The organism is Uliginosibacterium flavum, assembly GCF_040566545.1.
In the GTDB taxonomy this organism is placed as follows: Bacteria; Pseudomonadota; Gammaproteobacteria; order Burkholderiales; family Rhodocyclaceae; genus Uliginosibacterium; species Uliginosibacterium flavum.
In genome coordinates, this window is record NZ_JBEWZI010000002.1 from 173,489 (window position 1) to 187,167 (window position 13,679).

At 59.9% G+C, this 13,679-nt stretch carries 13 protein-coding genes; 7 read left to right on the plus strand and 6 right to left on the minus strand.

Annotated elements, in window-relative coordinates; translation table 11 throughout:
- Positions 1-30 precede the first annotated feature (30 nt).
- From ABXR19_RS02455 to ubiA, 4 genes are all read right to left on the minus strand, one after another.
- Positions 31-459, minus strand: coding sequence for a DUF4870 family protein (locus tag ABXR19_RS02455; protein ID WP_354599496.1), 429 nt, complete (start codon positions 457-459; stop codon positions 31-33).
- Positions 459-1,952, minus strand: a complete 1,494-nt coding sequence (ubiD, locus tag ABXR19_RS02460; protein ID WP_354599497.1) for a 4-hydroxy-3-polyprenylbenzoate decarboxylase — start codon at positions 1,950-1,952, stop codon at positions 459-461. The genes ABXR19_RS02455 and ubiD overlap by 1 nt, the downstream gene beginning before the upstream one ends.
- A 615-nt stretch (positions 1,953-2,567) precedes the next feature.
- On the minus strand, positions 2,568-3,044 hold the full coding sequence (locus ABXR19_RS02465; protein WP_354599498.1) for an MEKHLA domain-containing protein: 477 nt from the start codon (positions 3,042-3,044) through the stop codon (positions 2,568-2,570).
- Positions 3,044-3,910, minus strand: coding sequence for a 4-hydroxybenzoate octaprenyltransferase (gene ubiA / locus ABXR19_RS02470; RefSeq protein ID WP_354599499.1), 867 nt, complete (start codon positions 3,908-3,910; stop codon positions 3,044-3,046). The genes ABXR19_RS02465 and ubiA overlap by 1 nt, the downstream gene beginning before the upstream one ends.
- Positions 3,911-4,025: 115 nt before the next feature.
- On the opposite strand from ubiA, the gene ABXR19_RS02475 reads away from it, so the two are divergent.
- Both ABXR19_RS02475 and ABXR19_RS02480 read left to right on the plus strand, forming a co-directional pair.
- Positions 4,026-5,642: a methyl-accepting chemotaxis protein gene (locus ABXR19_RS02475; protein ID WP_354599500.1), complete on the plus strand. Its 1,617-nt coding sequence runs from the start codon at positions 4,026-4,028 to the stop codon at positions 5,640-5,642.
- A gap of 3 nt (positions 5,643-5,645) precedes the next feature.
- Complete coding sequence (locus ABXR19_RS02480; protein ID WP_354599501.1) at positions 5,646-6,395, plus strand: transporter substrate-binding domain-containing protein; 750 nt, start codon at positions 5,646-5,648, stop codon at positions 6,393-6,395.
- A gap of 120 nt (positions 6,396-6,515) precedes the next feature.
- Here ABXR19_RS02480 and recG read toward each other — a convergent pair whose 3' ends face one another.
- Positions 6,516-8,552: an ATP-dependent DNA helicase RecG gene (gene recG / locus ABXR19_RS02485; protein WP_354599502.1), complete on the minus strand. Its 2,037-nt coding sequence runs from the start codon at positions 8,550-8,552 to the stop codon at positions 6,516-6,518.
- Between the two features lie 9 nt (positions 8,553-8,561).
- Positions 8,562-8,942, minus strand: a complete 381-nt coding sequence (locus ABXR19_RS02490; RefSeq protein ID WP_354599503.1) for a Rid family detoxifying hydrolase — start codon at positions 8,940-8,942, stop codon at positions 8,562-8,564.
- A gap of 497 nt (positions 8,943-9,439) precedes the next feature.
- On the opposite strand from ABXR19_RS02490, the gene ABXR19_RS02495 reads away from it, so the two are divergent.
- From ABXR19_RS02495 to ABXR19_RS02515, 5 genes are all read left to right on the plus strand, one after another.
- Positions 9,440-10,345 carry a transporter substrate-binding domain-containing protein gene (locus ABXR19_RS02495; RefSeq protein WP_354599504.1) on the plus strand — a complete coding sequence of 302 codons (906 nt, stop codon included), beginning with the start codon at positions 9,440-9,442 and terminating at the stop codon, positions 10,343-10,345.
- 64 nt (positions 10,346-10,409) lie between these two features.
- Complete coding sequence (locus ABXR19_RS02500; protein ID WP_354599505.1) at positions 10,410-11,147, plus strand: amino acid ABC transporter permease; 738 nt, start codon at positions 10,410-10,412, stop codon at positions 11,145-11,147.
- Positions 11,148-11,158: 11 nt separating this feature from the next.
- A complete protein-coding gene (locus tag ABXR19_RS02505; protein WP_354599506.1) occupies positions 11,159-11,818 on the plus strand; it encodes an amino acid ABC transporter permease in 660 nt (219 codons plus the stop codon).
- 9 nt (positions 11,819-11,827) lie between these two features.
- Positions 11,828-12,556, plus strand: a complete 729-nt coding sequence (locus tag ABXR19_RS02510; protein WP_354599507.1) for an amino acid ABC transporter ATP-binding protein — start codon at positions 11,828-11,830, stop codon at positions 12,554-12,556.
- Positions 12,557-12,641: 85 nt separating this feature from the next.
- Positions 12,642-13,610: an asparaginase gene (locus ABXR19_RS02515; protein ID WP_354599508.1), complete on the plus strand. Its 969-nt coding sequence runs from the start codon at positions 12,642-12,644 to the stop codon at positions 13,608-13,610.
- Positions 13,611-13,679 lie beyond the last annotated feature (69 nt).

A 13,679-nucleotide genomic window follows, 5' to 3' on the forward strand; every position in this document is an offset into this window, starting at 1 on the left:
CAATACCTGCGCGGTTCTACAGCACACCACTTACAAAACCGGTTTACCTTCCTTCAGCGCCAGCCAGCCCTTGATGATGCGATAGATCGCCCACAGGCCAACCAGCCCGAAGAGCAGCCAGTTCACAAGAAAGCCCACCAGCAGGACGTAGAGGACGACGCCGATCAGCATCACGATCAGGCAGACCCAGAAGGTGCTGGCCTGCCAGGCGAAATGGCTCTCCAGAAACGTGCCCTTCAGCTCGTCGCGCTTCACGTAATTGAGAATGATGGCGATGATCGAGGTCCAGCCAAAGACGAAGGCGCCGATCATCGTCGCGGCCTGCGACCAGGCACCAATCACCAGCCCGATGGCATGCAGCAGATACAAAATGTGAGTGAGCCGGATGTGGCCCGGCCGGGCGGGCTCGAAGGCCTCGCCGTCAATCATGTCGATGGTTTTGTAGTCGTCAGTCATCATCAAAGTCCAAGTTCACCCCACAGCGCATCCACGCGCTGCTTCACGGCGGCATCCATTTCAATCGTGCGGCCCCATTCGCGACTGGTTTCGCCCGGCCACTTGTTGGTCGCGTCCAGCCCCATCTTGCTGCCCAGACCCGCCACCGGCGAGGCGAAATCCAGATAATCAATCGGCGTATTATCAACCAGGGTGGTGTCGCGCGTTGCGTCCATGCGCGTGGTGATCGCCCAGATCACTTCCTGCCATGAACGCACATCCACATCATCATCCACGACGATGATGAATTTCGTATACATGAACTGGCGCAGGAAACTCCAGATGCCGAACATCACCCGCTTGGCGTGGCCCGGATAAGCCTTCTTCATGCTCACCACCGCCATGCGATACGAGCAGCCTTCAGGCGGCAGGTAGAAGTCGGTGATCTCCGGGAACTGCTTCTGCAGCAGCGGCACGAAGACTTCGTTCAGCGCCACGCCCAGCATGGCCGGCTCGTCCGGCGGCTTGCCGGTGTAGGTGCTGTGATAGATCGGATCGCGGCGCATGCTGATGCGCTCGATGGTGAACACCGGAAATTCGGCCACTTCGTTGTAGTAGCCGGTGTGATCGCCATACGGGCCTTCGGCTGCCAGATCATCGGGATAGATGAAACCTTCGAGCACGATCTCGGCACTGGCCGGCACCTGCAGATCATTACCGATGCACTGCACCAGCTCGGTCTTGGCGCCGCGCAACAGCCCCGCAAACTGATATTCCGACAGGCTATCCGGCACCGGCGTGACCGCGCCGAGGATGGTTGCCGGATCACAGCCCAGCACCACCGATACCGGAAAAGGCTGACCCGGATTGGCCTGCTGGAATTCGCGCAGATCGAGCGCGCCACCACGATGCGCCAGCCAGCGCATGATCACGCGATTCCGGCCCAGCACCTGCTGACGGTAGATGCCCAGATTCTGCCGCGTCTTCAGCGGCCCGCGCGTCACCACCAGGCCCCAGGTAATCAGCGGCGCCACGTCACCCGGCCAGCAATGCTGGATCGGCAGTTTGCCGAGATCGACCTGATCACCTTCCCACACGATTTCCTGACAGGGCGCACGGCTGACCACCTTGGGCGACATGTTCAGCACCTGCTTGAGCACCGGCCATTTCTCCCAGGCATCGCGCAAGCCCTTGGGCGGCTCCGGCTCCTTCAGAAAGGCCAGCAGCTTGCCGACTTCGCGCAGCGGCTTTTGCCACTCGCCTGAAGACTCAACATCCACACCCATCCCCAAAGCCACCCGCTGCGGCGTGCCGAAAAGATTGGCCAGCACCGGCATACCCTTGGAGATGCCCCGTGTGTGCGGCTTTTCGAAGAGCAGTGCCGGGCCACCCGCGCGCAACACGCGGTCCGCGATCTCGGTCATCTCCAGATGCGTATCCACCGGCACGCTGATGCGTTTGAGCTGGCCGAGGGTTTCGAGTTGGGCGATGAAATCGCGCAGGTCTTTGTATTGCATAGTGTGCTCTTTCAATGACTATCCGGGCTTTTCTCTTGAGGCTCGAGATGCAACGGAAATGGAGTTTCGCCAACACTCCAAGCCGCATCAATCCGCGCAACGTCACATTTAAGCTCTTCGGCAAAACGACATTCCAGCATTGCTCGTGTTACTTGCCCAATACATCCTTGCCCGCGAGGCCATTCATCATAGAAACCAAATGCCCGGTGATTCAGATTAATCCAGTCACGTACTTCATCGGCACAGGACAATCTATCAAACACTTCGCAAAAACCACGGCCAACCATAAGCTCACGCGCAGAAGGCGCCGGCCGTATCGGCAAGGACAATTGCTGATCAAGTCGGCAGTCATCGGGCAAATCGGGGGGCTTGGGGCCTGATGCACTTACCGGTTCGTACGTATGTTTACTCTGTTTCTTTGGGAGCTTAGGTCGTTGTCGAAGAACAATCAGGCACGACTGTGAAACGATGGTTAGTGCCACACTAACCAACGCCAAACTGGGAATGATTACCGCGCCCTCCTGCTTGCTAAAAAACCATATTAGAAGACTCCAAAACGCAAATAGCAACGAGTAATACCGGACGGATTTACACCACAAAACCCACCTGACATACTCAGACTCTTCCATCGGGCACCTCGTGCGGACTAATCCGCCGGTAAGTCGCCGCCTGGCCATAATTAAGACCATCAGCATCAACCAGATTCCACACCGTCACGTTTTCAATCCAGAAGCGCCGACCGGAGCGGGCGATGCGCAGGCCTCGATAGCCACTGGCAAAGCCCTGCGCGGCCACCGCTTCCAACATGGCCTGGCGCTCGGCGCGATTCGGGGCTTCGGCGGTCAGCCGGGAGGGCAGGCCGAGCAGTTCTTCCCAGGGGTATTCAAAACAGCGCTGGGCGGCAATGTTGGCGAAGATGAAGCGCGGATCGTCCGCGATGTCATGGGCCAGCACGCAAAAGTGTGCGTCTTCGTACAGCCAGATCGCCGCATCTTCGGGCGACAAGGCCGGATCCACCAATGGCTTGCCAACCAGACGCAGGTGCGAGGCGCAGATCAGCTCTGCCAGCTCGATGGAGTACGGCTCCTGCATCAGCCGCGCAGCCCGTAGTCAGCGAGTATTCCGGCAAACACCGCCGCACCCAGCCAGTTGTTATGCACAAAGGCGCGAAAGCACTGCGCCGGCACGCGTGTGCGAATCAAGGTGAAGTGATACCCCGCAATGAAGGCGGCCAAGCCCAGCCCGGTGAAGTAAGGCCAGCCACGCGCCAGATGCAGGCCCACGCCGAGCATGATGCCGAGGAATGCGGCATAACACAGCATCACCGCCAGCACGTCGAAACGGCCAAAGCTGATTGCCGAACTGCGGATGTCAATTTTCAGGTCATCTTCACGATCGACCATGGCGTATTCGGTGTCGTAGGCGATGGCCCAGAACACGTTGCCCAGCAGCATGCCCCAGGCCAGCGGCGGCACGCTGCCTTGCTCAGCGGCGAAAGCCATGGGAATGCCGAAGCCAAACGCGACACCCAGCCAGGCTTGCGGAATTGCGAGGAACCGCTTGGCGAAAGGGTAACTGGCGGCCAGCAGCAAGGCCGGAATGGACAGCCACAGCACGAGGCGTTCAAGCGGCAGAATCAGTACGAAGGCACTCAGTGCCAACACGGCGGCCACGATCAGGGCTTCAGTCGGCTTGACTGAGCCATTCACCAAGGGGCGGTCTTTGGTGCGAGCGACTTGGCCATCGAAGTCGCGATCGGCCCAGTCGTTGATCACACACCCAGCGGAGCGCATCAATACCGTACCCAGAGCAAAAATCCCGACAATCCACCAGTTCGGGTGCCCATGGGAAGACAGCCACAACCCCCACAGCGTCGGCCACAACAGCAACAGGATGCCGATGGGCTTGTCCAGGCGCATCAATTTTTCGTATGCGTCGAGTTTCTGAATCCAGCCCATTTCCGCTCCCCGATTGTTGGCTGCCCGAATGATAGCGCCACCTCCCTTGTTTGCCCTAAAGCCCTGCTGCTCCCAGGTCGTTAATAAATATCTGGCTCTACCAAGGAGAGGCATCATGAGCATCCGCAATAAATTCATGGGTCTGATGGGCTTGCTCGTCAGTCTTATCATGATCCAGGCCCTTGTCGGCTACTGGGTCAGCACTCGCGCCGATACGCGCTTGCACAGCATGTACAGCCAGCGCGCGCAAAGCCTGGCCAAGCTCGGCGCGATGCTGGATGACTCCAATGTGGTGCGCGTGCGCCTGTTGCGCGCCACCCTGGCAGCCACCCCCGAAGCGGCGACAAGCGAGCTCTCGCAGGTCGACAAGTTGCTGGGCAATGTGGAAAAACTCTGGTCCGAGGTCAAGGCCCAAGCCACTTCCGACGACGAGCGCAAGTTCGTGGACAAATACGAAGCCTCGCTAGGCAAATTCGTACAGCAGCGAACGGCCTGGATTGATGCGTTAAAAGCAGGCGATTTCGACAAGGCCAAGGCCGTGGCCGGTGACAAGGTGACCACCGAAGCCTTTCGCGACTCGCGTGGCGCGGTGCGTGATCTGTTCGGAGTTGAGGATTCACTAGCGGCTAGCAGCTTTGAAGCAGCTCAGGCGGATTCGCGCAAATCACTGAGCATCAGCCTTGGCATGGTGGCGTTGAGCATTGTCGCGGCAATCCTCGCCTCACTCTTTATCCTGCGTCCCATCGTGAGCCTGCTGCAAGGCGCCGTGCGGATTGCGGGTGAAGTGTCGCAAGGCAATCTGACGGAGAAAATAGTCGTAAAAGGCCATGATGAGGTCAATCAGCTCCTAGCCGCACTGGACCAGATGCAGAACGGGCTGCGCGAATCGGTGTTCACCATGCGCCGTACCGCCAGTGAACTCGGCGATCAAGCCCAGACACTGACCCACGGCTCGCAGGAGACTCACGCCCAGGCCACCACACAGGGCGACGCCATGAATTCTGCCGCTGCGGCCATTGAGGAGCTGACGGTTTCCATCAACGTGTTATCCAATAGCGCCAACGACGCGCATGAAACCACGGTGCGATCAGGCCAGGAAGCACGGGCCGGCGTCGAAGTCATTCTCGGCAGCGCCCAGCAGATGCACAGCGTGGCAGAAACCGTCAACAATGCCTCCGGCACCCTGCAAGGACTGGGAGCCAAATCCCAGCAGATCAACCAGATTGTCGACGTCATCCGCGAAATCGCCGATCAAACCAATCTGCTGGCCTTGAATGCCGCCATTGAAGCCGCCCGCGCAGGCGAACAAGGACGCGGTTTCGCGGTGGTTGCCGATGAAGTACGCAAGCTGGCGGAGCGCACCGCGCAATCTACGCAGCAGATTGCCAAAGTCATCAGTGAAGTGCTGAGTGAAACGGATTCGGCCATTCACGAAATGGAGAATGGCGTCGTCAAGGTGCGGGAAGGAACGCGCCTGGCTGAAGCGGCCGGCGAGTCCATCCGCCAGATCGTATCGGGCACGGAGCGTGTCGGCAGCATGGTAACGGACATTTCCAGCGCTATCCGCGAGCAGACCACCGCCGCGCAGGATATCGCCAAGAGTGTCGAGCATGTGGCCCAGATGAGCGAAGAGGCAATCGTCGTGGCCGACGCCAATGCCGCGGCAGCACACACACTACAGGGCCTGTCGCAAGACCTGAATAACGCCGTGGCGCGCTTCCGGCTGGATTGAGGCATGCGGCATCATCGCTGGCTGATTCTGCTGACCCTGCATGCGGGCGTATGTCTGGCACAGACAGGCAAGGCCTTACCGCTGATCATGCTGGTCGAAGACCGGCCACCGCTGATCGAACTGGCCAGCGGCGGCCTGCAAGGCACGCTGGGCGCGCGTGCCGACGCCATTTTGCACAGCAGCAGGCTGCGTTTTCAATACGCCCATGCCAGCGTTGACGAGCAATTGACTCGCATCCGCGACAACAAGGAGCAAGTGTGTGCCGTAGGCCGGGTGCGCACGACCGAGCGAACCCGCCAAGGGCAGTTAAGTGCGCCATTCTTCGCATCCGCCGCCTATGTCGCGCTGGTACGCAGCGATGCCGAATGGCTTTCAGGCGCGCCCTTCCTGAAAGACTGGGCACAAAACGCCAAGCTGCGCTGGGGCATCAAGCAAGACTACTTTTATGATGAGTACGTCAGCGCACAGATGCATTCAGCCCTTGCCCGAAAAATCGTCTTTTCAGTTGGCAACACGGACGCCGCTGAACTGCTCAAGCGCAAGGAAGTGGATTTCATACTGATGCATCAGGAAGAAGCCCAATTATTCCTGGTCTCCCAACCAGCCGCTGGCGCCCAGATTGAGGTGCTGCGCCTGCATGATCTGCTGGAGGGCGAATTCCGCTACTTTTATTGCAGCCATAGCGTGCCTCCCGCCCTGCTGGATCAACTGAACCAAGGCATTCGTCAGGTGCAGGAAAATAGACCGTATTGAAAAATTCCATCATCTGTACACCTGCATCAGGCGGCCTTTTCCAAGTCAGCGGCATGCAGACCCGCACTGTGCATGGCTCTACAGCACGACCTCCCTGACAGGCTTGCTCAGCGCGGCTCTTCAGGCCTTGAGCAATTCAGCCCGCCCGCCATACCAGCGCGTCAACAACGCCTCCGCCGCATCTGGATGGCGCGCCTGCATTTCCTCTGCAGCCTGTTTCGCGGCCTCGATCAGATCGACATCCAGTTCCAGGTCGGCATAGCGCAGCAGCGGCACGCCGCTCTGTCGTGCGCCGATGAATTCGCCCGGGCCACGCAGATGCAGATCACGACGGGCGATCTCGAAGCCATCGGTGGTTTCGTAAATCGCCTTGAGCCGCTCGCGTCCGGTTGGTGACAATGGCTGGGCATATACGAGAATGCAGCTCGATGCGGCCGCGCCGCGCCCGACCCGGCCGCGCAGCTGATGCAGCTGCGCGAGGCCGAAACGCTCGGCATGCTCAATCACCATCAGGCTGGCATTGGGCACATCCACGCCGACTTCGATCACCGTGGTGGCGACCAGTACCTGTACCTCGTTGCGCAGGAAGGCGTCCATGACCGCCGCCTTTTCGACGGGCTTGAGACGGCCATGCACGAGGCCGACCTTGAGTTCAGCCAGCTCGGCCGAGAGCACTTCATAAGTGTCGACCGCAGTCTGCAACTGCAGGGTTTCGCTTTCCTCGATCAGCGGGCAGACCCAGTAGGCCTGCCGGCCCTCGAGGCAGGCATCGCGCACACGGGCGATCACTTTTTCGCGATGCGAATCGGCGACCAGTTTGGTCACGATGGGCGTGCGGCCCGGCGGCAGCTCATCAAGCACACTGACGTCCAGATCGGCCATGTAGCTCATGGCCAAGGTGCGCGGAATCGGCGTGGCGCTCATCATCAGCATGTGTGGCAGGCGGCCGACCACTTTCTCGCGCAAGGCCAGACGCTGGCGCACGCCAAAACGGTGCTGCTCGTCGACCACGGCGAGGCCCAGCTTTTCCAGCGCGACCGTATCTTCGATCAGCGCATGGGTGCCGACCACCAGCAAGGCTTCGCCACTGGCAATTTTCTCCAGCATCGCGGCGCGTTCTTTTTTCTTCTGTGAACCGGACAGCCAGGCGACAGAAATGCCCAGCGGCTCCAGCCAGCCAGCCAGTTTGCGGTAATGCTGCTCGGCGAGGATTTCAGTAGGTGCCATCATGGCCGCCTGCAAGCCGTTCTCGGCAGCCTGAAGCATGGCCAGCGCCGCCACGATGGTCTTGCCGCTGCCCACATCCCCCTGCAACAATCGCTGCATCGGCCAGGGCTGGGCGATGTCACGCGCGATTTCATCCACCGCACGGCGCTGGGCGCCGGTCAGTGCAAAAGGCAAGACTGCCAGAAACGGCGCACTCAAACTACCCTGCGGCAAGAGTTGGGCGGCGGCGTGAGCGCGGCGCTCGATATAAGCCTTGCGCAGCGAAATCTGCTGCGCGAGCAGTTCGTCGAATTTGATGCGCCGCCAGGCCGGATGACTGCGATCTTCCAGCGCGCCCAGTTTGGCATCGGTGGGTGGCTGATGCAGATAGCGCAGGCTGCGTTCCCAGCCGGCCAACTTGAGACTGCGCCGCAAAGATTCCGGCAGCAGATCGGCCAGACTGGCGCGGGTAAAGGCGCGTAGCACCAGCTTGCGCAAGGCGGATTGCGCCAGCCCGGCTGTCGCCGGATAAGTCGGCGTGAGCGCCTGCGGCAACGCCTGGCCTTCGCTCACCGACACGAGGCGCGGGTGAATCATTTCCTCGCCCCAGAAGCCGCTGCGCACTTCGCCGAAAGCGCGCACGCGCTTGCCAGCCTCGAGCATTTTCTGGATCGAGGGATACCAGTTCAGGAAGCGCAGGATCAACGCGCCACTGTCGTCCACCAGCTTCACGACCAACTGGCGGCGCGGCCGGAAGGTGATTTCCGCGTGTTCAACCACGCCTTCCACCTGTACCGACACGCCGGGCTGGGCGGTACGGATATCGGTCAGACGCGTCTCGTCCTCATAGCGCATGGGCAAATGCAGCAGCATATCGGCATCATTGAAGATGCCGAGTTTGTGCAAACGCCCGGTGAGCGCGGAGGCGGTTTTGCGAACAGCTTCAGTCAAGGCTGAACGTCAGGCGAGGACCAGCACGGCATCCGCTTCGACCAGCGCCCCGCGCGGCAGCGCCGAGACACCGAGCGTTGCCCGTGCGGGAAACGGCGCGGCGCAATAGCGCGCCATGATTGTATTGAGCGTGGCGAAGTAGGCCAGATCGGTCAGATAGAGGTTGATTTTCACCGCATCGGCCAGCGATCCGCCGGCGGCCTCAGCCACGGCCTGCAGATTCTGAAATACCCGCTCGGCCTGCGCTTCAAAGCCATCCAACAGCTGCATACTGACCGGATCAAGGCCGATCTGGCCGGAAAGATAAACCGTATTGCCGGCGCGGATGGCCTGTGAATACGGGCCGATGGCGGCCGGGGCCAGCGCGCTGGCAATGACTGTTCGGGACATGATGCGCTCCGTCAAATTGAATCTGGATGAGTGCTGAAGTCTAGCCCGGAAACTTGCTCCGGATGGCGACTTTGTAAGCCATGAACGCCTCCTGGCGGGCCTTGCACGCAAGACAGGCTGTAGAGCCCCACGGGGCGGACCTCTTCAGGCATGCATGGCGAAAAGCGAGGCTGGGAGCGGCTCTACAGGATGAACCATGCACAGCCTTGCGCACCATTCGGAGGCACAAAAAAGAACAGGACGTGATCGGGCGCCCCGTCCGCGTGCTCAAATGAAAGGCCTTTGTGTCCCCCTCCACAAACCAAATCCACCTGTAGCACCGCACCAGCCCCTAAACTGCGGGTATTCACCCATGCAATTCGTTCCGACGAAAATTTGGCTCAAAGTTATACTGAATTGTCGAAAATCTAAGCTCCCGCCAAATACTGGTACGATTTTCGCGTGCATTCATCCCAATGTCGCTTCCGTCACACCGTCCGTTCCATTCAGGAGGAATCATGCAAAAGCATCATCTGCTGCTCGCCCTTGCCACAGGCTTGGTCGTCCAGACCGCCACCGCCCAACAACTCGATGGCACACTGAAGAAAGTCAAGGATTCAAACAGCATCACGCTGGGCATCCGCGAGTCGTCTTTCCCGCTGTCTTATCTGGACGCCACCCAGAAGCCCATCGGCTACCACATCGATGTCTGCATGGCGATTGTCGATGCAGTGAAATCCCGCCTGCAGCTGGCCAAACTGGAAGTAAAAACCCAGGCTGTCACTTCGCAGAACCGCATCCCGCTGGTCGTGAATGGCACGGTTGATCTGGAGTGCGGCTCCACCACCAACAACGCAGCACGCCAGTTGCAAGTGGCTTTTGCCCCGACGACCTATGTCACCAACGTGCTGATGGCCGTCAAGAAATCTTCGGGTATCAAGAGTCTGGATCAGCTGGCGGGCAAACCCGTGGCAACAACCACTGGTACCACCAGCGTGCAACTGATCCGCGCGCACGAAAAAGGCAAGAGCATCGATTTCAAGGAAGTCTATGGCAAGGATCACGCCGACTCCTTCCTGATGCTGGAAACGGATCGTGCCGTGGCCTTCGTGATGGATGACAACCTGCTGATGGGTCTGGTTGCCAACTCCAAGGCGCCCCAGGATTACGCCATTGTTGGCGAGCCGCTTTCCGTCGAGCCGATTGCGGTCATGCTGCGCAAGGATGACCCGCAGTTCAAAGGTCTGGTACACGCCACCGTTGCCAACATGATGAAGACGGGTGCGCTCACCAAACTCTACGCAAAGTGGTTCAATGCCCCGATCCCGCCCAAAGGCGTGAACCTGACGGTAGCAATGAGCGAACAACTCAAGGCAGCCATCCTCAGCCCGAACGACAATCCGGCAGAAAACTACAAGAAGTAACAAGCAACAAGCCTCACGCGCGCCAGCTCAAAGGCTGGCGCGTGTTAGCAGCAAGGGAGCCGCTGTGGATTACAAATGGAACTGGGGGGTTTTCTTTGAGATCATCCCCTCTGGCGAGGTCACCTATTTCAGCTGGATCCTTCATGGACTCGGCTGGACCATCGCCATATCGCTCTGTGCCTGGCTCATCGCCCTGACACTCGGCAGCGTCATCGGCACGTTGCGCACTGTGCCGCACCGTGGCCTCGCTCTGATCGGTCATGTGTGGGTCGAATTTTTCCGCAATGTGCCGATTCTGTTGCAACTCTTCCTGTGGTTTTTCGTGGTGCCAGAGCTACTGCCGCACGATCTGTCCATGTGGGTGAAGCAGGACATGCCGGCCAAGGAATTCATCACCGCCGTACTGGCGCTCGGCTTATTCACCTCGGCCCGCGTTGCTGAACAAGTTCGCGCCGGCATCCAGAGCCTGTCGCGCGGCCAGCGCAATGCCGGCCTGGCGATTGGCCTGACCCAGATTCAGACCTATCGCTACGTACTGCTGCCGATGGCCTTCCGCATCATCATTCCGCCACTCACCTCGGAATTCATGAACGCCTTCAAGAACTCTGGCGTCGCCTTTGCCGTAGGCGTGTGGGAGCTGATCTTCGTGTCGCGCCAGATGGTGGAAGAAACGGGTGGCCAAGTCATCGAGAGCCTGATCGTCCCGACCGTGCTCTACATCCTCTGCTCCTACGCGGCCAATCAAGGCATGGGCTACATCGAGCGTCGCTCCCACGTGCCCGGCTTCATCGTGGCTAAATAGGAGCGATGAACATGTTCAGCAATTTCGATTTTTCCGTCATTCCGCTCAGCCTGCCCTATATCTGGCAGGGCCTGATCTACAGCCTGGAACTGACCGCCACCGCCATGATCGGCGGCATCATCATCGGCACCCTGCTGGCGCTGGCGCGCCTGTCGGGTGGCAAGTGGATGGGAGGCGCAGCCAAGGTCTATGTCGATCTGATGCGCTCCGTTCCACTGCTGCTGATGATTCTGTGGTTTTTCCTGCTCGCCCCGTTCTTCCTGAAAATCACCCCTGAGACCTCGGCGCTGATCACCTTCACCCTGTTCCAGGCGGCGTTCTACAGCGAGATCATGCGCGCCGGCATTCAGAGCATTCCGAGTGGCCAGATCTACGCCGGCTACGCCATTGGCATGAGCTACTGGCAAACCATGGGGCATGTTGTGCTGCCGCAGGCTTTCCGTAACATGATCCCGGTCCTGCTCACCCAGACCTTCATCCTGTTCCAGGACACCTCGCTGGTGTATGCCATCGGCGCAACAGATCTGCTCAAGGCCGCTGACAACACCGGCAAGCTTTACGGGCGCACCGTCGAGATGTACATCTTCGTATCGCTGATCTATTTCGCGATCTGTCTCTCGCTGTCCATGCTCGTCAAGTATTTCAACAAACGCATCGCCATCATTCGCTAGGTCACAAACATGATCCAGATCCAGAACGTCTCCAAGTGGTACGGAAAATTCCAGGTCCTCACCGACTGCTCGACCCATATCGACAAGGGCGAAGTCATCGTCGTGTGCGGCCCGTCCGGCTCCGGCAAATCGACCCTGATCAAGTGCGTCAACGGCCTCGAACCCATCCAGCAGGGCAAGATCATCGTTAACGGCATTCAGGTGAATGACCCGAAGACCGACCTGCCCAAACTGCGCTCGCATGTCGGCATGGTGTTCCAGCACTTCGAACTCTTCCCGCACATGAGCATCATCCAGAATCTGGCCATTGGCCAGACCAAGGTGCTCGGCCGCTCGGCCGACGAAGCCCACGAGCGTGGCATGAAGCTGCTGGATCGCGTCGGCATCAAGATGCACGCCAACAAGTACCCGGGCGAACTCTCCGGCGGTCAGCAACAACGCGTGGCGATTGCCCGCGCCCTGTCGATGGACCCGATCTGCATGCTCTTCGATGAACCCACCTCGGCACTCGACCCAGAAATGATCAGCGAAGTGCTGGACGTGATGGTCGATCTGGCGCAGGAAGGCATGACCATGATGGTCGTCACCCACGAAATGGGTTTCGCCCGCAAGGTCGCGCACCGCGTCGTGTTCATGGACCACGGCCAGATCGTCGAAGATGCGGCAAAAGACGAGTTTTTCGGCCAGCCACGCTCGGATCGGGCGCAGCAGTTTTTGTCGAAGATCCTGAATCACTAATCAGTGCTGAGCAAGGAGTGCTGAGTGCTGAGTAAAAGCCCAGCCTCAGCACCCAGCACTCAGTACTCAGTACTCAGCACTAACAATGCGCCTCGCCCTCATCGCCACCGGCGGCACCATTGCCGGCACGGGTTCAGACCAGCACTACACCGCCGCCACGCTGGATGCGGAAACGCTGCTGGGCGCGGTGCCGCGTTTGCGCGAGCTGGCCGACTGGCACGTCGAGCAACCCTTTGCGCTGGATAGCCGCGACATCACACCGGCGCACTGGCTGCAGCTCGCCGTGCGCGTTCAAATCCAGATTGACGATCCAGCCATCGACGGCATCGTCATCACTCACGGCACGGATACGCTGGAAGAAACCGCTTTCGGCCTGCACCTGCTGCTGCCGACCGGCAAACCTGTTGTCCTCACCGCAGCCATGCGCCCGGCGAGCAGCGCAGCAGCGGACGGGCCACGCAATTTGCTGCAGGCGGCCTGCGTGGCGCTCAGCCCGGCTGCACGCAATCAGGGCGTGCTGGTGGTGGCGAATGGCGCGATCATCGCCGCGCGCGATGCAACCAAAACACACACGCAAGCCATCGATGCCTTGCAGAGCCGCGCAGGGCATACTTCTGCAGGCAAGGTGTTTGAAGAAGCTGTATCTATAAGCCTTTCCAGTCAAGCTGCCCGCAGCGCCTTGCTGCATGCGGCTGACGAAGCATCTCTGCCACGTATCGACATTCTCTACGCCAGCGCTGGTGCAAATCCTGACCTGATCGAGGCCTGCGTCACCGCAGGAGCGCGTGGCATCGTGCTGGCCCTCAGCGGCCAGGGCAGCATCCCGGCCAGCTGGCGCAGCAGCATTGCCAAAGCCATCGGGCAAGGCGTGCATATCGTGCGCGCCAGCCGCATCGCCGCCGGCGGCGTGTGGCCTGAATGCAACGAGAGTGACAGCGCCACCGGCTGCATCGCAGCCGGCGAATTGAGCCCGCAACAAGCCCGCGTTCTGTTGCTGCTGGCGCTGGCCGCCGGTCAGGCCGGACGTGTACGCGAACTCTTCGCCAGACTCTGACTTTTAACACGGGCTTCTCCTGTCCGGAACAACCCGGATGCCCCTCCGGGAAGCCCGATTGGCATGTTG

Coding starts and splice junctions, on each gene's coding strand:
- ABXR19_RS02455 (WP_354599496.1), bottom strand. CDS start 459: ATGATGACTGACGACTACAAAACCATCGACATGATTGACGGCGAGGCC.
- ubiD (WP_354599497.1), bottom strand. CDS start 1,952: ATGCAATACAAAGACCTGCGCGATTTCATCGCCCAACTCGAAACCCTC.
- ABXR19_RS02465 (WP_354599498.1), bottom strand. CDS start 3,044: ATGCAGGAGCCGTACTCCATCGAGCTGGCAGAGCTGATCTGCGCCTCG.
- ubiA (WP_354599499.1), bottom strand. CDS start 3,910: ATGGGCTGGATTCAGAAACTCGACGCATACGAAAAATTGATGCGCCTG.
- ABXR19_RS02475 (WP_354599500.1), top strand. CDS start 4,026: ATGAGCATCCGCAATAAATTCATGGGTCTGATGGGCTTGCTCGTCAGT.
- ABXR19_RS02480 (WP_354599501.1), top strand. CDS start 5,646: ATGCGGCATCATCGCTGGCTGATTCTGCTGACCCTGCATGCGGGCGTA.
- ABXR19_RS02490 (WP_354599503.1), bottom strand. CDS start 8,942: ATGTCCCGAACAGTCATTGCCAGCGCGCTGGCCCCGGCCGCCATCGGC.
- ABXR19_RS02495 (WP_354599504.1), top strand. CDS start 9,440: ATGCAAAAGCATCATCTGCTGCTCGCCCTTGCCACAGGCTTGGTCGTC.
- ABXR19_RS02505 (WP_354599506.1), top strand. CDS start 11,159: ATGTTCAGCAATTTCGATTTTTCCGTCATTCCGCTCAGCCTGCCCTAT.
- ABXR19_RS02510 (WP_354599507.1), top strand. CDS start 11,828: ATGATCCAGATCCAGAACGTCTCCAAGTGGTACGGAAAATTCCAGGTC.
- ABXR19_RS02515 (WP_354599508.1), top strand. CDS start 12,642: ATGCGCCTCGCCCTCATCGCCACCGGCGGCACCATTGCCGGCACGGGT.